The organism is Saccharothrix sp. CCNWYY140 (genome assembly GCF_037401995.1).
In the GTDB taxonomy this organism is placed as follows: domain Bacteria; phylum Actinomycetota; class Actinomycetes; order Mycobacteriales; family Pseudonocardiaceae; genus Actinosynnema.
Window position 1 is genome coordinate 1 of sequence record NZ_JBBEGC010000039.1, and the last position, 24506, is coordinate 24506.

Genomic DNA, 24506 nt, shown 5'->3' on the forward strand with positions numbered 1-24506 from the left:
CGGTGGGGGAACCGAGGCCCTCCACTTGTAGGTAACACCTACCGCGCGCTCCGCGCGCGAAGGACGCGCTGCGCGCGTGAAAAGCCGCACAACCGGGGCTTGGGGCGGGGTAGGTCAGCGGCCTCGTTTGCGGAGTTCTGCGGCCAGGATTGGCATCAGTTCGTCGATGAAGGCGCAGTCGTACCCCTGCCCGTTCATCAACGACAACGCGAACCGGGTCTTGGCGACCTCCGCCGACGAAGCTCCGATCATCCCGTCCAACGCGATGCCGATCTCCTCCAGCACCCGGTCCACCTGCGACGTCCGGTACCCCCTCCGCGTAGGACCCGCCATCGGCAGCTTGATCATCCTCAGCTGCTTCCACGACGTGATCGGGGGCAGGGTCGCGGGTCGGGGCGGGCCGTCGGAGAGTTGTTTCTCGACTCTGGACAGGAAGGCGTCGACCTCGGTCTCGTCGTAGCCCCTCCGGCCGAACAGGGGGCGGCTGAACTTGGCTTCTCGGATTTCCTGTGCGGTGAGGTCGTCGTTGCCCAGGAGGGTGTTCTCGATGCGGTCCAGGAACTTGTCGACCTGGGATTCGTGGTAGCCGCGGCGGCCACGTGGGGGTTTGCCGAACTCGACCGTGCGGACGTCTCTTGCCGTTAGGGGGCGGGTGCCTACGCCGGGTCTTGGGCGTACTGGTGGGGCGGTGATTTGTTCCAGGGTGACGACCACCAAGTCCAGGAAGGTGTCCACGTCGTCTTCGTCGTAGCCGATCATTCCCGGTGGGGCGTACGAGAACTCGTGGTCCTGGACTTCCAGGGCGGTCAGGGTGTCTCGGCCCAGGAGGGTGGCTTCGATGCGGTCCAGGAAGTGGTCGATTTCGCCCTCGTGGTAGCCGCGGTTGCCGGGGCGGGGTTTGTGGAAGCGCACGCCTCGGACGTCTTGCGGGGTCAGTCTCGGGGCTGGGCGCATGCCGGTGGACGTGGCGTGCGCGCCCTGGGCCGGGGCGACGGCCTGTCTGCGTTGCGGGGTCGATCTCAGGGTTTCCGCGACCAGCTCCAGGAAGGCGTCCACCTCGGTCGCGTGGTAGCCGGGGTGGGCGGGGCGGAAGCGCATGCGGCGGACGTCCTGCTCGGTCACGTCGTCGCGGCCCAGGAGGGTGGCCTCGATGCGGTCGAGGAAGTCGTCTACCTGGCGCTCCTCGTAGCCGGGCATGCCGGGTGGCGGGCGGTGGAACGCGACCTGGCGCAGGTCCTGCGCGCTGAGCAGCGGCGCGGGGTGTGCGGGCGCGTGCGGGCGCGGTGCGTCTACGGGGCGTGGTGCCGCGACGGGGCGCGGTGCGTCGACGAAACCCGGTGCCGCGACGGGACGTGGTGCGTCGACGAGGCCCGGTGCCGTGACGGGACGTGGTCCCGTGACGGGGCCGGGTGCCGCGGCTGGACGTGGTGCCTGAGCCGGGCGCGATCCTGCGGCAGGTCCCAGTGCCGCGGTCGATCCGAACGCCGCGGCGGACCGTGGTGCCGCTTGCTGGCGCGCTTCGAACCCCACCCTCATGCCTCCTTCTCCCGTGTACCGGGGAGTATCGCCGGACGGAGGTGAAGTTGTTTCGCCCTATTGGCTCAATGCGGTGGAGATCGTTCTACTCTGACGCCCATGAGCCGGTTCGTGGACACGATGGTGGCAACCGCTGCGAGTGCCAACGATCGAGGGATGACGACGGGTGAGCCGACCGCTCCGACGCGTCGGACGTGGGCGGACGTGCACGAGAAGGCCAGGAGGATGGCCGGTGCGCTCGTCGCGGGCGGCGTGGCGCGGGGTGACTCCGTGGCCGTGCTCGCGGGGGACCCGGCCTCGATCGCGCCCGCCGTGCAGGCCGTGTGGTTGTCCGGCGGCAGCATCACCATGCTGCACCAGCCGACGCCGCGCACCGACCTCGCCGAGTGGGCCGCCGACACCCTGCGCGTGCTGGCCATGATCGGCGCGGAACTGGTGCTGCTGGGCAGCCCGTTCGACGCGCTGTCCGGTGTCCTGGACGAGAACGGCGTCTCCTACCGCAAGCTCGACGAGCTGGACGGCGACCCGCTGCCCGCACCGGTCGAGGTGGACGAGTCCGCGACCGCCCTGCTCCAGCTCACCAGCGGCTCCACCGCCGACCCGAAGGCCGTCCGCATCACCCACGGCAACCTGTGGTCCAACGCGAAGGCGATGGAGGAGGCGGCCCGGCTGGACCCGGAGACCGACCGGATGGTGTCGTGGCTGCCGCTGTTCCACGACATGGGGATGGTCGGCTTCCTGACCGTGCCGATGCTGTTCGGCATCGACCTGGTGAAGGTCACCCCGGTCGACTTCCTGTCCCGCCCGACCCTGTGGCCGGACCTGATCAGCCGCTACCAGGGCACCATCACCGCCGCCCCGAACTTCGCCTACGCCATCGCCGCGCGCCGCATGGACGGCGTCGAGGACGGCACGTGGGACCTGTCCCGGCTGCGGATCGCGCTCAACGGCGCCGAGCCCATCGACCCGACCGCCGTCGCGGCCTTCACGAAGGCGGGCGCGCGGTTCGGGATGCCCGCCGAGTGCGTGCTGTGCGCGTACGGCATGGCGGAGACGACCCTGGGCGTGGCGTTCGCGCCGGTCTTCACCGGCATGGCCGTGGACCACGTCGACCCGGACGAGCTGGAGGCGGGCCGCCGCGCGGTGCCCGTGGAGCCGGGGTCGGGGGCGCGGACGTTCCCGCTGCTCGGCCCGCCGCTGCCGGGGCTGGAGGTCCAGGTGGTGGACGAGTCGGGCGCGGTGCGCGGTGAGCGCGAGGTCGGGCAGCTGCGGGTGCGCGGCGAGGCCGTGACGCCGGGCTACCTGACCGTGGACGGGCCGCGGGCGACGCAGGACGCGGACGGCTGGCTGGACACCGGCGACGAGGGTTACGTGGTGGACGGCCAGGTCGTCGTGTGCGGGCGGCGCAAGGACGTGATCATCATGGGTGGCCGCAACATCTACCCGACCGACATCGAGCGGGCGGCGACGTCCGTCGAGGGCGTGCGGGCGGGCAACGCGGTGGCGGTGCGTCTGGACGCGGGGACGCGGCGGGAGCGGTTCGCCGTGGTCGTGGAGTCCAAGCTGGCCGGCGAGGACGACGCCGTGAAGGAGCTGACCAAGCAGATCAGCGCCCGGGTGGTGGACGCCGTGGGCCTGCGCCCGTTCACCGTGGTGGTGCTCAAGCCGGGCAGCCTGCCCAAGACCCCGTCCGGCAAGCTCCGCCGCTCCGCCGCGACCAGCCTGGTGCCGACGAAGTAGACCTCCAGGGGCTAGTGGAACTTGTTCTGGGCCGCTTCCAGGCCCAGTTCCAGCAGGGCCTCCACGGCGTCCGCCGCCCGGTCCAGCTCGAACGCCAGTTCCTTGCGCTCCACCAGGGAGAAGTCGCGCAGCACGTAGTCCGCCGGGTCCATGCGGCCCGGCGGGCGGTCCACGCCGAAGCGCACGCGGTGGTAGTCCTTGGTGCCCAGGGACTTCGTGATCGAGCGCAGGCCGTTGTGGCCGTTCTCGCCGCCGCCGAGCTTCATCCGGACCGCGGCGAAGGGCAGGTCCAGTTCGTCGTGCACGACCACGATGTCCGCGGGCTGCACCTTGTAGAACCGGGCCGTGCCGGCGACCGGGCCGCCGGAGGTGTTCATGTAGCCGCGCGGCTTGGCCAGGACGACCTTGCGCGAGCCCAGCCGGCCCTCCAGCACCTCGGCGCCGCCCTTGTGCGCCTTGAACTTGCCGCCGATCCGGTCGGCGAGCACGTCGAGGACCATGAAGCCGACGTTGTGCCGGTTGCCCTCGTACTTCGGACCGGGGTTGCCCAGTCCCACGACCAGGGCGATGTCATCGGCCACGGAACCGCAACTCCTGCTCAAGCTCGTCCAACAGGGCGTCCACCGCGCGGGTCTGGTAGCCCCGCCGCAGCCCGGACGTGGTGCTGAACCTGGTGTGGCGGACCTCGGTGGACGTCATCCGGCCACGCCCGTCCAGGGAGGCCGCGGCCCGCGCGAGGAACGCGTCGACCTCGCCGCGATCGTAGCCGCCACCCGACCGGGGGATCTTCACCGCCAGCAGGTCCGCGCCGGTGCGCAGGCCGGTGGGCGGCACCAGCCCGGCCCGCAGCTGCCACTCCATGCGGGTCAGGAAGTCGTCCACGGACCGCTGGTCGTAGCCGCCGGGCACCTCGTGGAAGACGACCCGCCGCACCTCGTCGGGGTGCAGCTGCGCGCGCCCGGACAGGGCGTCGGCGATCCGGATCAGGAACGCTTCCACTTGCGCGGGGTCGTAGCCCTTGCCGCGCCTGCCGCGCGGGAAGGACGTCGAGCGCACCTGCGCCGGGCTCAGCGACGCGAACGGCACGCCGCCCCCACCCGGAGGCGGGGGTGACGTGCCGTTCGACCAGCCCGACGTGATGGGCTCAGCTCTCTTCGGAGGCCTCGGTGTCCGCGGCCTCGCCCTCGCCGCCGTCCAGCTCGGCGGCGGTCGGAGCGGCGTTCACGGCGAGGACCAGCGCCTCGGCGTCGGTCACCAGACCGGCGCCGGAGGGCAGCACCAGGTCGGACGCGTGGATCTGGGTCCCGGCCTGGACACCCTCGATCGACAGCTCGATCTGCTCGGGGATGTGCAGGGCCTCGGCCTCGATCTGGACCGTGGTCAGGTCCTGGGTGACGAGCGTGGCGGCGGCGGGCTCACCGGTGACGACGATCGGCACGTCGACGGTGACCTTCTCGCCCCGCTGCACCAGCAGCAGGTCCACGTGCTCGATGTAGTTCTTGATCGGGTGCGTGGTGACGGTCTTGGTCAGCGCGAGTTCGCTGGTGGAGTCGATGTCCAGCGTCAGAACTGCGTTGTGACCGTGCTCGCGGACGACACGGGCGAACTCGAGCGCCGGCAGGGCCAGGTGCTTCGGGTCGGAGCCGTGGCCGTAGAGCACCGCGGGGATCTTTCCGGCACGACGGGTGCGGCGGGCGGCGCCCTTGCCGAACTCGGTGCGCTCCTCTGCGGCGAGACGGACCTCGGACACGGTGGGGCTCTCCTAACGGTCTGGCCTTGAACGTCGGGCGGTACTCAAAGCGGGGTGCTGGCGGGTGTCGGCCTACGACGGCGGGCGGCGCGGAGAGGTGGGCACGCGCGGCATCACCACAACCGCCGCGTCGATCACGACAAGCGTGACGCTCGCCCTCGCCGAGGCAACCCGACCAGTGTAGGCCGCTCCCGGAACTGGTCCTAATCGGGGGTTCCCCAGGCGGGTTCAGGCATTCGCGGCGGGCGGCGGATCCCGGCGGGCGGCCTCGTCCGCGATCGCCGCGAGGGCCTCGGGCGCGACCCGGCGCACGGCGGTGACGAGGTGCTCCGGCCGGTCCTCGTCCACCAGGTACCGGGCGAGCATGCGCCGCGCCCGGAGGGGGTCGCGCTCGACCTCCCGCAGGGCCGCCTGCCGCAACCGGCGCAGCGCCCGTTTCGGGTCGGGGTCGCCGGTGGTCGTGGTTGTGCCGAGCAGCGCGGCGGCCAGCCGGGCGTGGCTCGCGGCATCCGCGTCGGCGCGGGCGACGTCCTCGCACCGGCGCAGCGTCGCGGACGCCCGTTCGTGGTCGCCGGCGGCCACGGCCAGGGACACGACGGCGGTCAGCGCCCGGGTGCGTGCCGCCGGGTCCCGGATCTCGGTGACGAGGTGCTCCGCGAGGTCCGGCTCGCGTGCCGCCACGGCCGCCGCGACCACCGCGGACAACGCTCGGTCGCGGTGGGCGGGCTCGGCGACGGCCACGGCGAGGTCGCGGGCGTGGCCGAGTGCGCCCGCCTCGGCCGCCGCCTGGGCGATCAGGGACAACGCCAGGTCCCACTGGTCACCGGCGGTGGACCGCGCCGACGACACCACCGCCTCGACGCACCGCGCGACGACTTCGCCGTCGTCCAGCGCGCGAGCCGCCCGCAGCAGCCCCGTGAGCGCCCGGCCGGTCGCCCGCGTGCGGTGGGCGAAGGTCGTCGACCCCACGACCTCGGCGAGGCGACTCCGAGCCCGCTCCGGGTCACCGGAGGCTATGGCGGCTTCGACGGCGACCACGGCCAACCCCGGCCGTTCCGCTCCCGGCCGCCACCAGCCGTCGACCTCCTCCACCAGGGCGCGCACCCGGTCGGGCCGGCCCGCCGCGCGCCACCCTTCGGCCGCCACGAGCAACGCTCGGCCACGAGCCACCGGATCGGGTACCCGCCGGGCCACCGCTTCCACCCGATCCGGCGCACCGTGCCCGACCAGTCCCCGGACCAGGTCCACCAGGGCTGTGTCACGGGTCTCGGGGTGCTCGATGCGCGCCGCGCACTCCTCGGCTCGCTCTGCCTCACCCCGACCGGCACACGCCCGGGTCACCGCCGCCCACGCCCGGTCCCGCTCGTGGGCCATCGACCCGACCACTTCGGCCGCCGCGGCCGGTTCGCCGCGTGCGCACAGCGCCTCGACCACGAGCAGACGGGCCTGGTCCCGCCTCCGGTCGGAGGGGATGGACTCGGCGAGCGCCCGCGCCCGGTCCACGACGCCGACCGCGAGCAGCGACCGGACCAGGGACGGCGTGACGTCGGCACCGTGCCCCGGACTCCCGACCCGCTCCAGCAGCGCGCGGGCGAAGTCGGGGTGGCCGGAGTCGGCGGCGGCGCGGATCACCCGTTCCAGGGCGTGCACGCGGTGCCGGTGGACGGGCAGGCCGTCGGCGACCCCGGCCGCCCAGGCGAGGTGCCCGTGCCGCGCCGCCGCTTCGACCACCAGGAGCAGCGCGTCGGGCCGCTGGGCCTCGTCGGTCGACTCGGCCAGTGCGCGGGCGCGGTCCAGCCGGCCCGCCACCGCCCACAGCACGGGCGACCCGATCGGGTGGTTGGCCCTGATCCGCGACCGCAGCCGCAGCCGGTGCACGGCGAGCCTGGCCACGTCGACGACGGGTGGTGTCCGGCCCGAGGCCAGCTCCCGCTGCGCCCGGACGACCTCGGCCAGCGCCGCCGCGTCCCCGCCGGACACCGCCAGCAGCCGCGCGTGCCGGGACGGGTCGGTGGCGCACGCGGTGAAGGCCGCCGCGTCCCCGGTCTCGATCGACCGGGCGAAGTAGCCGCTCAGCAGGTACTCGGGGGTGTCCTCGGGCCAGCCGCGCGCCCGGTAGGTCGCCGCCCAGGTGTGCACCCGGTCCAGGTGGGCGGACAGCCGGGCCGGGCCGAGCAGCTCGACCGCCTCCCGGTGCAGCTCCTCGTGGGCGAGCAGGAAGACGGTCCGCTCGGGGTGGTGCCGGCCGTCGCGGCGGCTGAGGCTGCGGGCCGCGACGGTGCCCAGGAGGTCGTCCACCTCGCGGCGGGACCGGCCGGTCAGCTCGGCGAGGTCGGCCGCCGCCAGGCCACCGCCCGCGGCGGTGAGCAGTCCCACCAGGTCCGCGGTCCGTTCGGCGGCCAGCAGCACCCGCAGCTCGCGCACCAGGTCGGCCTGCTCGACCCGGGCCGCGGCGCACCCGGCCAGCGGTCGGACCACCTCCGGCCGCCGGAGCGGGTGGTGGGCGGGGACGTCCGGCGGGACCGGCGGTTCGGGGCGGCCGGCCACGACGACCCGCAGGCCGTCGGGCGGGTGGACGGGCAGCAGCGCGGCGATGCTGTGCGCGTCCGGGCCGTCGGTCACCCCGCGGTCCTCGTCGATGCCGTCCACGAGCAGCACCAGGTGCTCACCGCGCCGGCGGCACAGGTCGGCCGCTCGGGCGAGGAGGTCGAGCAGGTGCGCTTCGCGGGTGGACTCGGTCAGCAGCGCGGGCAGGGCTCGCCCGAGCAGCGCCAGGAGTTGCTCCAGCAGGTTCTCGACCAGCGCGTCGCGGTCGTTCTGTGCGGCGTGGCGGCCGGTGACGAAGAACGAGACGACCCGCACGCCGGGCGGCGGGTGCAGGGCGAACCACGCCAGGAGCGCGGTCTTGCCCGACCACGGCCCAGCCTGCCACCAGCGGTAGGCGCCCGCGGTGTCCGGGGACGTGCAGAACCGGGCCAGCTCGGCCAGTTCGTCGGCCCGGTCCAGCAGTCGCGGCGGGGCCAGCCGCGCGACCTGCCGGTGGTAGGCCGTCTCGACTGGGTCGGCCGCCGGCACGACCAGATCACCGTGGAGGACGCCGATCTGGACGATCCGGGACGCCTCGGCCCCGGTCACGACGTTGACCGGGGAAAGTCCCCGTGCGCTCTCCGGCACACGAGGACTTCCCGGGTCCACCACCACTCACGGGATCATGCCGGACCGCGTGCGTCCGGTCGATCACCGCGAACGGGTCGTGCGATCAGGCGTTGCCGTCGAACAGGCTCGTCACCGAGCCGTCCTCGAAGACTTCCTGGATGACCCTGGCCAGGAGCGGCGCGATCGGGAGCACCGTCATCGCGTCGAAGCGCTTCTCCGCCGGGATCGGCAGGGTGTCGGTGAACACGACCTCGCGGGCGCCGCAGTCGCGCAGGCGGTCCACCGCCGGGCCGGACAGGACCGGGTGGGTGGCGGCGATGACCACGTCGGACGCGCCCTCGGCCAGCAGTTGCTCCACGGCCTTGGTGATGGTGCCGCCGGTGTCGATCATGTCGTCGATCACCACGCACAGGCGGCCCTGGACCTGGCCCACCACGCGGTTGGCGACGACCTCGTTCGGGCGCAGCGGGTCGCGGGTCTTGTGGATGAACGCGATCGGCGCGCCGCCCAGGGTGTCGGCCCACTTCTCGGCCAGCTTGGTGCGGCCGGCGTCCGGGGAGACCACGGTCAGCTCGCGGCCCGCGTACTTGTCGCGGATGTGCTCGGCCAGCAGCGGCATGGCCCACAGGTGGTCCACCGGGCCGTCGAAGAAGCCCTGGATCTGGGCGGTGTGCAGGTCGACGGCGACCAGGCGGTCGGCGCCGGCGGTCTTGAACAGGTCGGCCACCAGGCGGGCCGAGATCGGCTCACGGCCGCGGTGCTTCTTGTCCTGCCGCGCGTAGGGGTAGAACGGCATGATCACGGTGATCCGCTTGGCGGAGGCGCGTTTGAGCGCGTCCACCATGATCAGCTGCTCCATCAGCCACTGGTTGATGGGCGCGCAGTGGGACTGGATGACGAACGCGTCGCACCCGCGCACGGACTCCTCGAACCGCACGAAGATCTCGCCGTTGGCGAAGTCGTAGGCCGACTGCGGGGTCACCGACACGTTGAGGTGCTTGGCCACCTGCTCGGTCAGCTCGGGGTAGGCGCGACCGCCGAAGAGCATCAGGTTCTTCTTCGGGGTACCGGGCATGGTGGGGTTCACGGTCAACGCCCTTCCTCGGCGGTTGTGTCGGCATTCTGCGACGCCAGGGCGTCCTGTGCCGCTTGAGCGGCGGCCGTGCCGGGCCTGCGGGTGAGGACCCAGCCGTTGAGGTTGCGCTGCGGGCCGCCGGACACGGCCAGCGCGCCCGGTGGCACGTCGCGGCGCACGACGGTCCCGGCGCCGGTGTACGCGCCGTCCCCGACGGTGACGGGGGCGACGAACATGTTGTCCGAGCCCGTGCGGGCGTGGGACCCGATGACGGTGCGGTGCTTGTGCACGCCGTCGTAGTTCACGGTGACGCTGGCCGCGCCGATGTTGGAGTGCTCGCCGATGGTGGCGTCGCCGATGTAGCTCAGGTGCGGGACCTTGGAGCCGGTGCCGATGTCGGAGTTCTTGACCTCGACGAACGTGCCGATCTTGCCGTCGGCGCCGAGCTTGGTGCCGGGGCGGAGGTAGGCGAACGGGCCGACCGACGCGCCCGCGCCGATCTGCGCGCCGCTGCCGTGCGTGCGCACGACGGAGGCGCCCGCGCCGATGGAGCAGCCGCTGAGCGTGGTGTCCGGACCGACCACCGCGCCCTCGCCGACGACCGTGCCCGCGCGCAGCTGCACGCCCGGCTCGACCACGGCGTCCCGGCCGATCCGCACGTCCGCGTCCAGCCAGGTGGTGGCCGGGTCGACGACGGTGACGCCCTCGCGCATCCACCGCTCGACGATCCGGCGGTTGAGCTCGGCGCCCAGCCGGGCCAGCTGGACGCGGTCGTTCACGCCCTCCACCAGCCACGGGTCGGCGGTGACCACCGCGCCGACGCGCTTGCCGTCGCCGCGCGCGATGGACAGGACGTCGGTCAGGTACAGCTCGCCCTGGGCGTTGTCGGTGGACAGCCGGGAGAGCCCGTCGCGCAGCACCTCGGCGTCGAACGCGTAGACGCCGGAGTTGATCTCGTTGACGGCCCGCTGTTCCGGGGTGGCGTCCTTCTGCTCGACGATCGCCGCGACCTCGCCGGACTCCGTGCGGAGGATCCGGCCGTAGCCGGTGGGGTCCGGGACGACGGCGGTGAGCACGGTGACGGCGTTGCCCGCCCCGCCGTGCTCGACGAGCAGGTCGCTCAGCGTCTGCGCGTCCAGCAGCGGGACGTCGCCGTAGGTGACCAGGACCGTGCCGGTCAGGTCGGCGGGCAGCTCGGCCAGGCCGCACCCGACCGCGTGACCCGTGCCCTTCTGCTGCTCCTGCACCGCGACGGTGACCTTGCGGTCCAGCGCGGTGGACAGGCTGTCGAGGTGCTCGGTGACCGCGGCCCGGCCGTGTCCGACGACGACGGCGAGGTGGTCGGGATCGGTCCCGGCGGCGGCGCGGACCGCGTGCTCCACGAGGGAGCGACCGGCGATCCGGTGCAACACCTTGGGGGTGGCTGAGCGCATGCGGGTGCCTTCACCCGCTGCGAGGACGATCGTGCTGACTGGGGTGGGAACACCCTCGAGCATCAGCGCTCTCCCTAGCTGAGTGCGTGCCTGCCAGCGGGAAGGCCTGGCTCCCGCCAGATGCTGATACTAAGCCTCCGAGGGGCCCTCGCCCGCCGCGGCGGCAACCTGGCAGTTACCTGCCGGACCCCGCCACGACACCGCTCGGACGCCCCTCCCGACGGCCCCGAACAGCCCTGACACCCGCCGCGGACGCGGCCCCTGACGACGCCGGAACGCGGGGATGGCAAGCCCCCCAGCACTTCCACGCCGGCCACGCCGTGGAATGCCCACCGATCGAGTGATCGAAGCTTTGGTCCGGACCACACCGCCGAAACGGACACCGCCGCCGCCACCGGTGTGCCCGCAATCACGGCGAGCCACCACGAACCGTGCCGACCCCGCCACCGAGCGCCTCAGCTCTCGGCGGACGCCTCGCCCTCGACCGCCGCCACCCGGCAACCGCCGCGCCGCTTCGCCAGGTACATCGCCGAGTCCGCGCGCGCCAGCGCCTGGTGCGCCGACTCCCGGGGTCGCACCGAGATCACGCCCACCGACAGCGTCACCCCGCGCGACAGGTCGCCGGGCAGGGCCGCCACCGCGTCCACCGCGCGTCCCAGCGCCGCCTCGGCCGCGTGCAGGGGCGCACCGGGCAGCAGGACCACGAACTCGTCACCGCCGTACCGGGCGACCAGGTCGTCCCCGCGCAGCGCCTGCCGCAGCGTGGACGCGATGACCCGCAGCACGTCGTCGCCCTCGGCGTGCGAGTGCTTGTCGTTGACGACCTTGAACCCGTCCAGGTCGACCAGGGCGATCGCCATCGGGTGGGTCTGCGCGCTGATCAGCGCGCCCAGCCGGTCGTCCAGCGCCCGCCGGTTGGGCAGGCCCGTCAGCGGGTCCTGCAAGGCCTGCTGCGCGATCGCGCCGTGCGCCCGGGTCAGCCGCTCGTGGTCGCGCCGGGTGACCAGGGTGGCGGTGCGGGCCTCCTGCATCTGCCACAGCTCCACCTCCAGCGCGTTGGCGTAGAACTGCAAGGCCGACGTCGTGTGCTCGCCGTGCGGGCCGGACAGCTGCGCGTACTCGCGCACCAGGCACAGCATCAGGGTCGGCTCGGACGTGTCGTGCTCCAGCCGGGTCCGCGCGTCCGCCAGCACCTGCAACGCCTGCTGCGGCAGCTCCTCCAGCGCCAGGCAGCGGGACAGCGCGATGGACACGATGATCAGCTCGCGGGCGTACATCGACAGCTCGCGCAGCCGCCACAGCGGCGCGATGTGCTCGGGTCCCGGCTTGGCCAGCGCGTGCGCGGCGCCGATGACCGGCACCTGCTCGGCCGCCGACCGGTCCCGCCGGCCGGGGTGCAGGGATTCGCGGAACGGTCCCTCGACGGCCTCGGCGATCGCGGACGCGGTGGCGAACTTGGTCGCCGCCTCCTCGTGGTTGTCCACGCGCTCCAGCCGCAGGCCCCAGCCGATGAGCATCCGGGCGCGGTTCATCAGGTGGATGTAGATCAGGTGCGGCCCGGCGCTGTCCCGGATCGCGTTGTGCGCCCGCGCCAGCACCTGGTCGGCCATCTCGTAGACGCCGAGCTGGGTCAGCACCAGGCCGGTGCTCTGGAGGGCGCTGGCCATCAGCCGGTCCCAGGTGCGCTTGTCCAGCATCGGGTCCGGGGCGAGGTCCTCGTCCAGCATGGCCAGGCCGCTGGCGACCTCGGTCAGCGCCTTGTCCTCGAACCCGCCCAGCAGGTAGCGCCTGCCGCGCAGCGCGTGCGCCTCGGCCTCCAGCACGACCAGGCCGTGCCGGCGGGTGTGGGCGAGCAGCTCGTCCAGCATGGAGTCGGACATGTCCACGAGTCCGGGCGTGACCAGCCGGACGACCGCCGCCGCGCGCAGCAGCTGGCCGACGATCCGCGGTTCACCGCGGGCCTGCGCCTCGGCCAGGAGCTTGTCGACCTCGTGGGTCGCCTCCAACTGGTCGGAGAGGTGGCTGCTCTGGGCCACGGCGACAAGCTCGGACGCGCGGCCGACCAGCCACGCGTCGGACATCTCGTGGAGCGCCGGCACCACGTTGCCCTGCTCGTCGACCGCTTCCTCGTGCAGCGACTCACACCCCCATGCAGACGCAGGGTCACCGGGCCGGACGCCCCGGCTCGGCCGCTCTCGCTCCGCCACCAGGATTCGAACCTGGACCATCGGAACCAAAATCCGAGGTGCTGCCTTTACACCATGGCGGATCGGGCGAGGAGCCCTCGCCCGTGCGGACACATGTTGTCACGAGTGGTCCCGGTAGGTCAGCACGACCACTCAACTGGCCGCAATCTCATGGTAACCCGATCATGACCCTGCGTGTTTTCGCAGTTCAGGACGGTCCGGTGAGTGAACCCACGAACTCGGTCACGGTCCGCTCGTACGCGGCGGGGTCCACGTTCCACGCCGAGGTGTGGTCCGCGGCGGGCACTTCGACGTACCTCATCGGCCACCCCAGCCGGTGGGAGGCCGCCGCCAGGTCCCGCGACGTCGACACCGGGACCGTGCCGTCCGCGCCGCCGTGGAACAGCAGCGTCCGGGGCTTGTGCGCGGGCGGGTGCTCGACCAGGTCGAACCGCTCGAACTCCAGGTCGGCCCGCCAGTCCGACACCAGCTCGGCCACCGGCACCAGCTGCGTGGGCACCCCGCGGTTGCGCGACTGCAACTCCAGCGTCCTGGTCCAGTTGGTCACGGGCGCGTCCAGCACCACGGCGACCACCTCGTCGGCCTCCGCGGAGCGCCCGAGGAACTGCCCGACGATCGCCCCGCCCATCGACCACCCGTAGAGCACCACGTCCCGCGCGCCGTGCTCCAGCGCGTACCGGACGGCCGCCTCGACGTCCCGCCACTCGGTGTCACCCAGGTGGAACAACCCGTCCGGCGAAGGGGGCGCGCCGGCGTCGTTCCGGTAGGTCACGGCGAGAACGGGTAACCCGACCCCGTGCAGCGCGGGAACGACCCGCAGTGCCTCGGTCCGCGACCCGCCCCGACCGTGCACCGCGACCACCCACGTCGACGACGTGCCGGGCACCAGCCAGGCCGGCGCGTCGCCCAGTTCCGTGCGCACGACGACGTCCCGGTACTCCAGCCCGAGCGCGGCCTTGGGGTCGCCGGTCCACACGGCCGTCTCCAAGCGCACCTTCGCGCCGACGGGCGGCGCGGCGCCCACCAGCTCGCGGGTGACGGTGCCGTTCGAGCGGTCCGTGATCCCGCCCACCCGGGCCGCGCCGTCGGGCCACACGAGCCCCCACGTGCCCGGCAACACACTCACCCGCGACTCCGCCAGCGAGACGGTCCCGTCACCCGTTCCGGTGACCGTCTCCGGATAGCCCGGACGGGCTTGGGCGGGCTCCAGCAGCTGACCGCTGTAGTACCAGCCCACGCCGATCAAGCCACCGCTGACCAGCAAGAACAGCACGACGACCACGAGCACTGCGATCCGCAACCGACGTCTGCGGCGAACGTTCGGTGTCCCCATCACCGAATGATGCGCCCGCCGTGATCGACACGCCCGGGATCCTGAGAACACGCCGTGAGTTTCGGCCCGGGTGTGGCGGGACGAGGCCGCCCTAACTTACGCTTCCGTAAGTTACGGTGCCGTAGGTAGCCGTGACCAGTGCCCCCGAACAAAGAGGTAGACGTATGACCAGCACCCTGGAGAGCAGGCAAACGCCGCCCGGTCCGGAAGACAAAGGCCCCAAGCCGATGATCGAGGGCCGTCGCGGCCACGTGGAGCAACTCGGCGTCTACGTGTTCGTGGTGGTGCCGTTCCTGGCCCTGATCGCGGCGGTGCCGTTCGCCTGGGGGTGGGGGCTGGGCTGGGTGGACGTCGCGCTGTTCGTGGCGTTCTACTACCTGTCCGGCCTCGGCGTGACCATCGGCTACCACCGGTACTTCACGCACGGCTCGTTCAAGGCCAACCGGGCGCTCAAGATCGGCCTGGCCATCGCGGGCAGCATGGCGTTGCAGGGTCCCGTGATCGTCTGGGTCGCCGACCACCGCCGCCACCACGCCTTCTCCGACCGCGAGGGCGACCCGCACTCGCCGTGGCTGTACGGCTCCGGCCCGGTCGCGCTGGCCAAGGGCTTCTGGCACGCCCACATGGGCTGGCTGTTCGAGCGCGACAAGACCAACGCGCAGCGCTTCGCGCCGGACCTGCTGGCCGACGAGGACCTCGTGAAGGTCGACAAGCTCTTCTGGCTGTGGACCACGATCAGCCTGCTCGCGCCGGGGGTCCTGGGCGGTCTGATCACCATGTCCTGGGCCGGCGCGCTGTCCGCGTTCTTCTGGGCGGGCCTGGTGCGCGTGGCGTTCCTGCACCACGTCACGTGGTCGGTGAACTCGATCTGCCACATGGTCGGCGACCGCCCCTTCGCGGCCCGCGACCGCTCCGCCAACGTCTGGGCGCTGGCGATCCTGTCCTTCGGCGAGTCGTGGCACAACCTGCACCACGCCGACCCGACCTGCGCCCGCCACGGCGTGAAGCGCGGTCAGATCGACACGTCCGCCCGGCTCATCTGGCTGTTCGAGAAGTTCGGCTGGGCACGTGACGTGCGCTGGCCGACCGAGCAGCGGCTGGCCCGGATCAGCGTCAAGAAGTGAATGGTTCACCCGCCCCTCGCCCACTTGGTGAGGGGCGGGTGTTTAGGGTGACCGGAGTGGCGGGACGACGGCGAGCAGACGACACCCCGGTCCCGCGCGTGCGCATGACCGGCAAGGAACGACGCGAACAGCTCCTGGACGTGGCCCGCGCGCTGTTCGCCGAGAAGGGCTTCGAGGTCACCTCGATCGAGGAGATCGCCCACCGGGCGGGCGTCTCGAAACCGGTGGTCTACGAGCACTTCGGCGGCAAGGAAGGCATCTACGCGGTCGTGGTCGACCGCGAGATGCAGTACCTGATGGACCACATAGTCAACGCCCTGTCCGGCGGCCACCCGCGCGAACTGCTCGAACAGGCGGCCTGCGCGCTGCTGGACTACATCGAGGGCTCGACGGACGGCTTCCGCATCCTGGTCCGCGACTCCCCCGTGGCCTCCTCGACCGGCACCTTCTCGTCGTTGCTGAACGACATCGCCTCCCAGGTGGAGTCGATCCTGGGCCTGCACTTCTCCCGCCAGGGCTACGACCGCAAGCTGGCCGCCCTCTACAGCCAGGCGCTGGTGGGCATGGTGGCGCTGACCGGCCAGTGGTGGCTGGAGGTCCGCAAGCCGAAGAAGGACGAGGTGGCGGCCCACCTGGTGAACCTGGCCTGGAAGGGCCTGTCCCACATGGACCACAAGCCCCGCCTGCGCACCCGCCGCTGACCGGTCCCGCCGGCGGCCGGCCGCGCCGCTCCCGCGTGCGGTGGGAGCGGCGGTCGGCTCAGCCCTCGGCGGTCTCGGCGGCCTCCAGCCACTGGGCCTCGACGTCCTCGGCCTCGGCCAGCACGTTCTTGAGCTCGGCGTCCAGCGCCATCAGCCGCTCGGGGTCGGTGGCCGCCTCGGCGAGCTTGGCGTGCAGCTCCGCCTCCTTCTTGTGCAGCTGCTCCAACCGCCGCTCCAGCCGCGCCAGCTCCTTGCGGGCCGCGCGCTGGTCGGCCGCCGACGACGGGGCCTTCGCGGCCGGGGTCGCCGCGACGGGGGCCACGGCCTGCTGGGCGTCCCGGCGGCGCAGGTACTCCTCGATCCCGCCCGGCAGGTCGGTCAGCCGCCCGTCCCCGAACAGCGCCACGACCTGGTCGCACACCCGCTCCACCAGGTACCGGTCGTGCGAGATCACCACCAGCGTCCCGGGCCACGAGTCCAGCAGGTCCTCCAGCTGCTGCAACGTGTCGATGTCCAGGTCGTTGGTCGGCTCGTCGAGCAGCAGCACGTTCGGCTCGGCCATCAGCAGCCGGCACAGCTGCAACCGCCGCCGCTCGCCGCCGGACAGGTCGCCGACCGGCGTCCACTGCCGCTGCGACGAGAACCCGAACCGCTCGGCCAGCTGGGACGCGGACATCTCCTGCTTGCCCAGCACGACCCGCCGCGCGATCTCCTCCACGGCCTCCAGGACCCGCATCGACCCGTCCAGGTCGTGCAGCTCCTGCGAGAGGTGCGCGAGCTTCACGGTCTGCCCCTGCACGCGCTTGCCGGCGTCCAGCTCGCGCTCGCCGGCCAGCGCCCGCAGCAACGTCGTCTTGCCGGACCCGTTCACGCCCACGATGCCGACCCGGTCACCCGGGCCGACCCGCCAGGTCAGGTCCCGCACCAGCGTCCGGTCGCCGACGGTCAGGGTCGCGTCCTCCAGCTCCAGCACCGTCCGGCCCAGCCGCCGCTTGGCGAAGGCAAGCAGCTCGACCGAGTCGCGCGGCGGCGGCACGTCCGAGATCAGCGCCTCGGCGGCCTCGATCCGGTACCGCGGCTTGGAGGTCCGCGCGGGCGCGCCGCGGCGCAGCCACGCCAGCTCCTTGCGGGCCAGGTTGCGGCGCTTCTCCTCGATGGCGTCGGCGAGCCGGGCGCGCTCGGCGCGGGCGAAGATCCAGTCCGCGTAGCCGCCCTCGTACTGCTCGACGCGCCCGCCGACGACCTCCCACGTGCGCGTGCACACGGTGTCCAGGAACCACCGGTCGTGGGTCACGACCACCAGCGCGGTCCGGCGGGCCAGCAGGTGGTCGGCCAGCCAGCGGACGCCCTCGACGTCGAGGTGGTTGGTCGGCTCGTCCAGCACGACCAGGTCCAGCTCCTGCACCAGCGCCGCCGCGAGCGCGACCCGGCGCCGCTCGCCACCGGACATGGTGCCCACGACCGAGTCCAGCCCGAGCGCGGTGATGCCCAGCCCGTCCAGGATGTTGCGCACCCGCGCGTCCGCCGCCCACTCGTGTTCGGCGTCGAACCCCAACGGGTCGATCACGGCGTTGCGGACCGTCGAGTCCGGCGCCAGTTCGGTGCGCTGGGTGACCACCGCCATCCGGACGTCACGCTGTCGGCTGACGCGCCCGTCGTCCGGTTCGGCGAGACCCGCGAGGACCTCCAGCAGGGTCGTCTTGCCGCCGCCGTTGAGGCCCACGACCCCGATCCGGTCGCCCTCACCGACCCCGAGGGAGACGGAGTCCAGCAACGGGCGCACACCGAACGACTTGGAGACCGTCTCCAAGTTGACCAAGTTGGCCATCAACACAACCTTCAGCTAGTCACGTGCTCGAAGCTCACGGGCGGGGTCGGGCGGGTCACGCGTGCACCTCGGGCGGCGTCGGCCGCGGAGCCTCCTCGACCCCGACGACCCGCGCACCGTGCACCGGCCCCTGGGCGACCCGCACCGTCCGGCACACCCCGGCGCCGGCCAGCTCGGCCGCGACGCGGACCGCCGAGTCGCCGTCCGTGCACAGGAACGCGCACGTCGGCCCCGAGCCGGACACCATGCCCGCCAGCGCGCCCGCGTCGACCCCGGCGCGCAGCGTGCGGCGCAGGTTGGGGCGCAGGGACACGGCGGCGGCCTGGAGGTCGTTGCCCAGCAGCAGCGCGAGCTGCCGCGGGTCGCCCGACGCCAGGCCCTCCAGCACGGCCTCGGCGGGCCCCACGCGGGGCGGGTCGCCGTCGGCGCGCAGCCGGTCCAGCTCGCCGAACACCTCGGGCGTGGACAGGCCGCGCCGGTCGAACGCGAGCACCCAGTGGAACGTGTGCCGGGCCAGCACGGGGACGATCTGGTCGCCCCGGTCGGTGCCCAGCGCGGTGCCGCCGTAGAGGGCGAACGGGACGTCCGCGCCGATCTTGGCGGCGAGGCCCGCCAGCTCGTCGCGCCCGATCTCCAGCCGCCACAGCGCGGCCAGCCCGACCAGCGTGGCGGCGGCGTCGGCGCTGCCGCCGGCCATGCCGCCGGCGACCGGGATGGACTTGCGGATCACCACCCGGACCTTCGGGTCCTCCACGTCCTTGCCGACGTGGGCGGCCAGCGCGCGGACGGCCTTCCAGGCCAGGTTGGACGGCCCGGTGGGCACGACGTCCGCGCCCTCCCCGTGCACCTCGACCCCGGGGTCGTCGGTGACCGCGACCGTCACCTCGTCGGTCAGGGACAGCGCCTGGAAGATGGTGACCAGGTCGTGGTAGCCGTCCGCGCGCGTCTCCCCGACGGCCAGGTGCAGGTTGACCTTGGCCGGGACGCGGACGGTGACCGGTGGCGGAACGACGGCGAGCACACAAGAAGCCTACGGGTTGTCGCCGATGATCGACGGGGTGCCGTTCACCGGCCGCGCCGGCCCCTCACGCCGGGTCCGACCCGCACAGCACTGCGCGCCCCCGGCCGGAGCCGGGAGCGCGCAGGCTTGGGAGGCCGGGTCAGACCGCCAGGACCGAACCCGAGAACGTCTGCTTGATGTAGTCCTTCACCTGCTGCGACTGGAGGAGCTCCAGCAGGTCCTTGATCCGCTTGTCGTCCTTCAGCTCGACTCGCGTGACCAGGCCGTTCGCGTTCGGGTTGCCCTCGGCCTTCTCCAGCGCCAAGGCGTCGTTCGCGGGCTTCAGGCCGGCGTCGATCGCGTAGTTGCCGTTCACCACGGAGGCGTCGGTGTCCTCCAGGGACCGGGGCAGCTGGGCCGCCTCCAGCTCGACGAACTCCAGGTTCTTGGGGTTCTCGGCGATGTCCCTGATGGTCGCGGTCTTCTCCGCGCCGGCCTTGATCTTGATCAGGCCGTTGTCCTGGAGCAGCCTCAGGCCGCGGGCCTCGTTGGTGGCGTCGTTCGCGACCGCGACCCGGGCGCCGCTGGGCAGGTCGGACAGCTTCTTGTGCTTCTTGGAGTACACGCCGAGCGGCTCGATGTGGACCGGGCCGATCCACTCCAGCTTCGCGCCGCTCTCGGACTTGAAGGTCTCCAGGTAGGGCACGGTCTGGAAGTAGTTGGCGTCCAGCGACCCGTCCACCAGGGCGGTGTTGGGCTGGACGTAGTCGGTGAACTCGACGACCTCGATCTTCAGGCCCTTGTCCTTGGCCAGGTTGTCGGCGACGTAGCGCAGCACCTGGGCGTGCGGGACGGGGCTCACGCCCACCTTGAGCGCCGCGTTCGGGTCCGAGGCGGCGCCGCCGGTCTGGCCGCTTCCGCAGCCCACCGCGGTCAGCAGCACGGCGACGAGGGCAGCACGAATACGCATCAGGGGGTTTTCCTTCGGGGTCGGGTGGTTCGAACCCGGCTCGGGTGGTCCGGGTTTCAGACGGAGGACGCGTGCCGGCGCCGGTCCACGGCCCGCGCGACGCGGTTGGAGATCACCTGGATGAGCGTGGCGATGACCGCGAGGACCGCCACCGTGCTCCAGAGGTAGCGGTCGTCGAAGCGCTGGTAGCCCATGCGGACGGCCACGTCGCCGAGGCCGCCGCCGCCCACCACGCCGGCCAGCGCGGAGTAGCCCAGGATGGCGATGGCGGTGACCCCGATGGCGTTGATCATCGCGGGCAGCGACTCGCGCATCAGGACCGAGCGGACGATCTTGAAGGTGGAGGCGCCGGTGGTCACCGCGGCCTCCACCACCGAGAAGTGGACTTCCGCCAGCACGTTCTGCACCAGCCGGCCGACGAACGGGATCGCGCCCACCGCGAGCGGGACGATCGCCGCCGTCGGCCCGATGGTGTTGCCCAGCAACAACCGGGTGAACGACATCAGCAGGATCAGCAGGACCAGGAACGGCATCGACCGCCCCAGGTCCACGACGAAACCGAGCAGGTTGTGCACCACCGGCTTCGGCCGCAACCCACCGGGAGCGGTGAGTTGCAGCCAGATGCCGACGGGAATGCCGAGCAGCACAGCGATCAGGGTGGAGACGGCCACCATGTACAACGTCTGCCCGGTGGCGACCAGGACACCGTCGAACACGGTGGGCCAGGGTGTTGCGGACCTCACGCAGCTACTCCCTGCGGACCGGTCAGGGTCCGCCGCACTGCCCCACCCGCGTCCGCGATGAATTCGAGCGCCGAGTCGGCGCGTTCTCCGTTCAGGCCGACGCGGAAGCGCGCGACCGGGGTTTCGCCGAGCCGGGTCAGGCCGCCGCCCAGCAGGTTCAGCTCGACGCCGAACCGGGTGGTGGCCTCCGGCAGCAGCGCGCCGACCGCGGCGAAGCCGACCAGCACCACGTCCGCGACGCGGTCGTAGGCCTTCTCGGCGGCCGGGTTCTGGTCGACGGCGGGCAGCAGCGACGAGGCCGTGCGGGAACCGGCGTCGGCGATGAGGTCGAGCACCTTGCCGTGCTCCACCACGCGGCCGTCCTCCAGCACCGCGACGTCGTCGCAGATCTTGCGGACCACGCCCATGTCGTGGGTGACCACGAGCACCGTCACGCCCAGCTCGGCCCGCGCCCGGTCCAGCACGGTCAGCACGGAACCGGTGGTCTCGGGGTCCAGGGCGGACGTCGGCTCGTCGGCCAGCAGCACCGACGGGCTGGCCGCCAGGGCGCGGGCGACGGCGATGCGCTGGCGCTGGCCGCCGGAGAGCTGGTCGGGGTAGGAGCCGGCCTTGTCGGTCAGGCCGACCAGGTCGAGCAGTTCGGCGACGCGGGTGCGGCGCTGCGGACCGGGCAGGCCCGCGGACTCCAGCGGCAGCGCCACGTTGCCCGCGGCGGTGCGCTGGCGCAGCAGCGAATCCCCTTGCGGCACAACGCCGATCTGGCGGCGGGCGTTGCGCAGCGCGGTGCCGCCGAGGGACACCAGGTCGGTGCCGTCGACGCGGATCGCGCCGCTGTCGGGGCGCTCGAGCAGCGCGACGCACCGGGCCAGCGTCGACTTGCCCGCCCCGCTGGGGCCGACGACGCCGAGGACGGTGCCCGCGGCGACGTCCAGGTTCACGCCGTCCAGCGCGCGAACCTGACCGGTACTCCCGGGAAAGGTCTTGGTGAGGTTCTCGACAGTGATCACGTTTTCGCTCCACGACTGCACGCGGCAGCGCACGCACGTGGCGTGCGCGTCCGGGGACTCAGCTCAGGTAGATGCCCCGCGCGGAAAGCACGCGCGAAGGGCGGCGAGGACTTGAGAAGGCGCCAGGGCTTCTAGTGGCTGCGACAGGCCGATACCGAGCGGCGGCCGTGGTCGACGACTCGCCGTCGAGTGAGCATTCGCATCCTGGGCACGTGATCCTCCATCGATCCTGGCTGAAGCACCTGCCTCATGGGAGGTGGTTGCTGCGGCGTCTTAGAGCCAGGTCTCTCGGCCGCTCGGGATGGCAGCACGAGTACACCCGACGGACCTGCTTCAACGCAAGCCCGGACGCGGATCGTTCGTCAAATCACACTTTCGGCCGAAAGATCACCGGCTAGTTTGATGAGGCAGCTTCGGCTATCCGGACGAACTCTCCGACGTCCAGTTGTTCGCCGCGCGCGCCGGGATCGACACCCGCTCGGAGGAGCAACTGCTCGGCCTTCGCGGCCGACCCGGCCCACCCGGCGAGGGCGCCGCGCAGGACCTTGCGCCGCTGCGCGAAAGCCGCGTCCACCAACGAGAACAGGACCTTCCGGTCCACCGTGGACAGCGGGGCGTGGCGCTCGAACGCGACCAGCGCGGAGTCCACGTTCGGCACCGGCCAGAACACCTGGCGCGACACCGGCCCGGCGCGGCGGGCGTCGGCGTACCAGGCCAGTTTCACGCTCGGAACGCCGTAGACCTTGCTCCCCGGACCCGCCGCCATGCGGTCGGCGACCTCCGACTGGACCATCACCAGGCCGGTGCGCAGCGTCGGCAGTTCGGCCAGGAGGTGCAGTACTACGGGGACCGCCACGTTGTAAGGGAGGTTCGCGACCAGGGCCGTGGGTTCTTCGGGGAACTGGTCGGCCGTGACGCGCATCGCGTCGGCCTCGATCACGGTGAGCCTGTCGACCAGCCCAGGAGCGCGCTCAGCGGCCGTCTTGGGCAGGCGTGCGGCCAGGACGGGGTCGATCTCGACGGCCACCGTGGCGCGGCAGGAGGACAGCAGGGCCAGCGTCAGGGAGCCCAGGCCGGGGCCGACCTCCAGGACCACGTCGTCGGGCTTCAGGTCGGCGGACGCCACGATCTTGCGCACGGTGTTGGGGTCGTGCACGAAGTTCTGCCCCAGCTTCTTGGTGGGGCGGATGTCCAGCTCGGCGGCCAGCCGACGAACGTCGGCCGGGCCGAGGAGCGCACTGCCCCCCGGCCCGGCCGGCGATGAAGCTTCAGTCACTCGGTGATTCTCCCCCAGCCGCGCCCGCGAGGCCGCGTCGGCCTGTCGCGTGGGTTTTCCCGACGGTCAGCTTTTCCGATCGTCGGGAAAACCCACGCGATGGGCCGACTTTCAGGCGGCCTCGCCGCCGCGACGGAGTCGCGGCCGTGTTACGGCAGGCCCAGCTTCTGCTGGCAGTGGGGCCATGCGGAGTAGCCGCCGCGGGCGTCGCGGAGCTTCGTGGCGATGGCGATCTGCTGCTCGCGGGTGGCCTGGTGGGGGTACTCGGCGTACTGCTCGCCGCCGTACGCGTCCCACGTGCCCTTGTTGAACTGGAGGCCGCCGTAGTAGCCGTTGCCGGTGTTGATGGCCCAGTTGCCGGTCGCCTCGCAGTAGGCCAGCCGGTCCCAGATCTCGCCGTCCGGCGGGAGCTTGGTGCCGACCTTGACCTTCTTCGGCTTGGCCTCCTTGGTGACCTTCGCGCCCAGCTTCTCGCGGTTGGTCTCCTGGCCGTTCTTGATCGTCACGCGGTAGGTGACGATCTGCTCGCCGGCCTCGCCCGGGTCCAGGACTTCCTTCTGGCCCTTCATCATCGTGTCGTCCGGGACCTCCTCGACGGGCGGCGCGATGGCCTCCGTCGCGTTGATCACCGACACGCCGGTGCGCGAGATGTGGACCTCGGCGCCGTTGGTGATCCGCAGGTCGCCCGCGGTCTCCAACTTGTCGTCCGGGCCGAGCGTGAGGTTCTGGGACTTGATCAGCTCGTCCACCGTCACGGCGGTGGTCTGGATCTGCTGCGGCTGGTTGCCGCCGTCGTACAGCGTGATCGTCTTGAGGCTCTTGACCTCCAACGACAAGCCGGACAGCGGGACGTCCATGCCGCGGTCGTGCGAGAGCCACGCGCCCTCGTCGTTGACCTTCAGCTGGTCCAGGGCCTCGTCGACGGTGACGGAGCGGACCCAGCCCTCGCGCTGCTCACCGTCGACGGTGAGCTTGACCAGGCGACCGCGGTCCAACGAGATCTTGCCGCCGTCGGAGACCTTCGCCTGGGGGGACGGGCTGAGCGCGTCGTGCTCGCCGATCGTGATGCCCTCGTCGGCGAGGATCTCGCCGACCGTGGACTCGTAGGTGTGGACCGTCTTGGCCTCGCCGTCGACGTCGACGGTGACGGCCTTGTCCATCGCGATGGCGGTGGCGCCGCCGCCGGAGATGCCCACCAGGACGGTGGCGACGGCGGCCTTGAGGAAGCGGCGCTTCCACTTCCCGGCGGCTTCGACCAGGGCGGCGGGCGGTGCGCTGGGCTGCTCGAGCGCCAGGCCGCCGGCGACGCGGTCCTGGGAGACCTCGTCCGGGATGATGATCGGGGGGAGGAGCGTGGTCTCGGCGTTGATGAGCTTGATCAGCTCGTCGACGTCGACGTTCGCGGTGGCCAGCAGTTCGTCCGCGTCGGGTCCGAGGACCTCCAGGACGTCGTCCGGCGTGATGCTGAAGACGGTGGTCTCCCAGTCGGACCAGTCCGACTCGGGTCTGTCCAGGACATCGACGCTGGTCGATTTCACGGGCGTAAACCAGTCGGTGTCCTCGTTGAACGAGTTCACGGGGTTCCATACCTCCTGAAGGCGCGAAGCCGTGCTCCGCGCACGTTCGG

The 24506-nt window shown here is 72.2% G+C and carries 19 protein-coding genes, 1 tRNA gene and 1 riboswitch; of the genes, 3 read left to right on the plus strand and 17 right to left on the minus strand.

What is annotated here, in order from left to right; all coding sequences use genetic code 11:
• Window positions 1-114: 114 nt before the first annotated feature.
• A complete protein-coding gene (locus WBN91_RS18950; RefSeq protein WP_337725096.1) occupies window positions 115-1536 on the minus strand; it encodes a DivIVA domain-containing protein in 1422 nt (473 codons plus the stop codon).
• A 99-nt stretch (window positions 1537-1635) separates the two neighbouring features.
• On the opposite strand from WBN91_RS18950, the gene WBN91_RS18955 reads away from it, so the two are divergent.
• Complete coding sequence (locus tag WBN91_RS18955; RefSeq protein ID WP_337725097.1) at window positions 1636-3276, plus strand: fatty acyl-AMP ligase; 1641 nt, start codon at window positions 1636-1638, stop codon at window positions 3274-3276.
• Between the two features lie 11 nt (window positions 3277-3287).
• Here the strand turns inward: WBN91_RS18955 and pth are convergent, their stop codons facing one another.
• From pth to WBN91_RS19000, 9 genes are all read right to left on the minus strand, one after another.
• Window positions 3288-3857: an aminoacyl-tRNA hydrolase gene (gene pth / locus WBN91_RS18960; protein WP_337725098.1), complete on the minus strand. Its 570-nt coding sequence runs from the start codon at window positions 3855-3857 to the stop codon at window positions 3288-3290.
• Complete coding sequence (locus tag WBN91_RS18965; protein WP_337725099.1) at window positions 3847-4362, minus strand: DivIVA domain-containing protein; 516 nt, start codon at window positions 4360-4362, stop codon at window positions 3847-3849. Before WBN91_RS18965 ends, pth begins: the two co-directional genes overlap by 11 nt.
• Before the next feature lie 58 nt (window positions 4363-4420).
• A complete protein-coding gene (locus WBN91_RS18970) occupies window positions 4421-5026 on the minus strand; it encodes a 50S ribosomal protein L25/general stress protein Ctc (RefSeq protein WP_337725100.1) in 606 nt (201 codons plus the stop codon).
• A 228-nt stretch (window positions 5027-5254) separates the two neighbouring features.
• Window positions 5255-8161, minus strand: coding sequence for a hypothetical protein (locus WBN91_RS18975; RefSeq protein ID WP_337725101.1), 2907 nt, complete (start codon window positions 8159-8161; stop codon window positions 5255-5257).
• A gap of 124 nt (window positions 8162-8285) precedes the next feature.
• A complete protein-coding gene (locus tag WBN91_RS18980; protein ID WP_337725150.1) occupies window positions 8286-9257 on the minus strand; it encodes a ribose-phosphate diphosphokinase in 972 nt (323 codons plus the stop codon).
• A 14-nt stretch (window positions 9258-9271) separates the two neighbouring features.
• On the minus strand, window positions 9272-10753 hold the full coding sequence (glmU, locus tag WBN91_RS18985) for a bifunctional UDP-N-acetylglucosamine diphosphorylase/glucosamine-1-phosphate N-acetyltransferase GlmU (protein WP_337725102.1): 1482 nt from the start codon (window positions 10751-10753) through the stop codon (window positions 9272-9274).
• 392 nt (window positions 10754-11145) lie between these two features.
• Complete coding sequence (locus tag WBN91_RS18990) at window positions 11146-12918, minus strand: GGDEF domain-containing protein (protein ID WP_337725103.1); 1773 nt, start codon at window positions 12916-12918, stop codon at window positions 11146-11148.
• Window positions 12889-12959, minus strand: a tRNA-Gln gene (locus WBN91_RS18995). The genes WBN91_RS18990 and WBN91_RS18995 overlap by 30 nt, the downstream gene beginning before the upstream one ends.
• A 125-nt stretch (window positions 12960-13084) precedes the next feature.
• On the minus strand, window positions 13085-14230 hold the full coding sequence (locus WBN91_RS19000) for an alpha/beta hydrolase family protein (protein ID WP_337725104.1): 1146 nt from the start codon (window positions 14228-14230) through the stop codon (window positions 13085-13087).
• Window positions 14231-14394: 164 nt separating this feature from the next.
• Between WBN91_RS19000 and WBN91_RS19005 the strand changes: the two genes are divergently transcribed.
• Together WBN91_RS19005 and WBN91_RS19010 are read left to right on the plus strand one after the other, a co-directional pair.
• A complete protein-coding gene (locus WBN91_RS19005) occupies window positions 14395-15354 on the plus strand; it encodes an acyl-CoA desaturase (RefSeq protein ID WP_337725105.1) in 960 nt (319 codons plus the stop codon).
• A gap of 104 nt (window positions 15355-15458) precedes the next feature.
• The gene (locus tag WBN91_RS19010) at window positions 15459-16055 is read left to right on the plus strand and encodes a TetR/AcrR family transcriptional regulator (protein ID WP_121223234.1); all 597 of its coding nucleotides are present in this window, start codon (window positions 15459-15461) and stop codon (window positions 16053-16055) included.
• 58 nt (window positions 16056-16113) lie between these two features.
• Here WBN91_RS19010 and WBN91_RS19015 read toward each other — a convergent pair whose 3' ends face one another.
• The 7 genes from WBN91_RS19015 to WBN91_RS19045 all read right to left on the minus strand — a co-directional run bounded on the left by WBN91_RS19015 (window position 16114) and on the right by WBN91_RS19045 (window position 24417).
• Entirely contained in the window at window positions 16114-17883 is a 1770-nt protein-coding gene (locus WBN91_RS19015; protein WP_337725106.1) for an ABC-F family ATP-binding cassette domain-containing protein, read from the minus strand.
• A 55-nt stretch (window positions 17884-17938) separates the two neighbouring features.
• On the minus strand, window positions 17939-18904 hold the full coding sequence (locus WBN91_RS19020) for a 4-(cytidine 5'-diphospho)-2-C-methyl-D-erythritol kinase (RefSeq protein ID WP_337725107.1): 966 nt from the start codon (window positions 18902-18904) through the stop codon (window positions 17939-17941).
• A 139-nt stretch (window positions 18905-19043) separates the two neighbouring features.
• Complete coding sequence (locus tag WBN91_RS19025) at window positions 19044-19853, minus strand: MetQ/NlpA family ABC transporter substrate-binding protein (protein WP_337725108.1); 810 nt, start codon at window positions 19851-19853, stop codon at window positions 19044-19046.
• 56 nt (window positions 19854-19909) lie between these two features.
• On the minus strand, window positions 19910-20569 hold the full coding sequence (locus WBN91_RS19030) for a methionine ABC transporter permease (protein ID WP_337725109.1): 660 nt from the start codon (window positions 20567-20569) through the stop codon (window positions 19910-19912).
• Between the two features lie 23 nt (window positions 20570-20592).
• On the minus strand, window positions 20593-21603 hold the full coding sequence (locus WBN91_RS19035) for a methionine ABC transporter ATP-binding protein (RefSeq protein ID WP_337725110.1): 1011 nt from the start codon (window positions 21601-21603) through the stop codon (window positions 20593-20595).
• A 217-nt stretch (window positions 21604-21820) separates the two neighbouring features.
• Window positions 21821-21911, minus strand: a riboswitch (SAM riboswitch).
• 86 nt (window positions 21912-21997) lie between these two features.
• Complete coding sequence (gene rsmA / locus WBN91_RS19040) at window positions 21998-22879, minus strand: 16S rRNA (adenine(1518)-N(6)/adenine(1519)-N(6))-dimethyltransferase RsmA (RefSeq protein WP_337725111.1); 882 nt, start codon at window positions 22877-22879, stop codon at window positions 21998-22000.
• 149 nt (window positions 22880-23028) lie between these two features.
• Complete coding sequence (locus WBN91_RS19045; protein ID WP_443217749.1) at window positions 23029-24417, minus strand: transglycosylase family protein; 1389 nt, start codon at window positions 24415-24417, stop codon at window positions 23029-23031.
• Window positions 24418-24506: the final 89 nt, after the last annotated feature.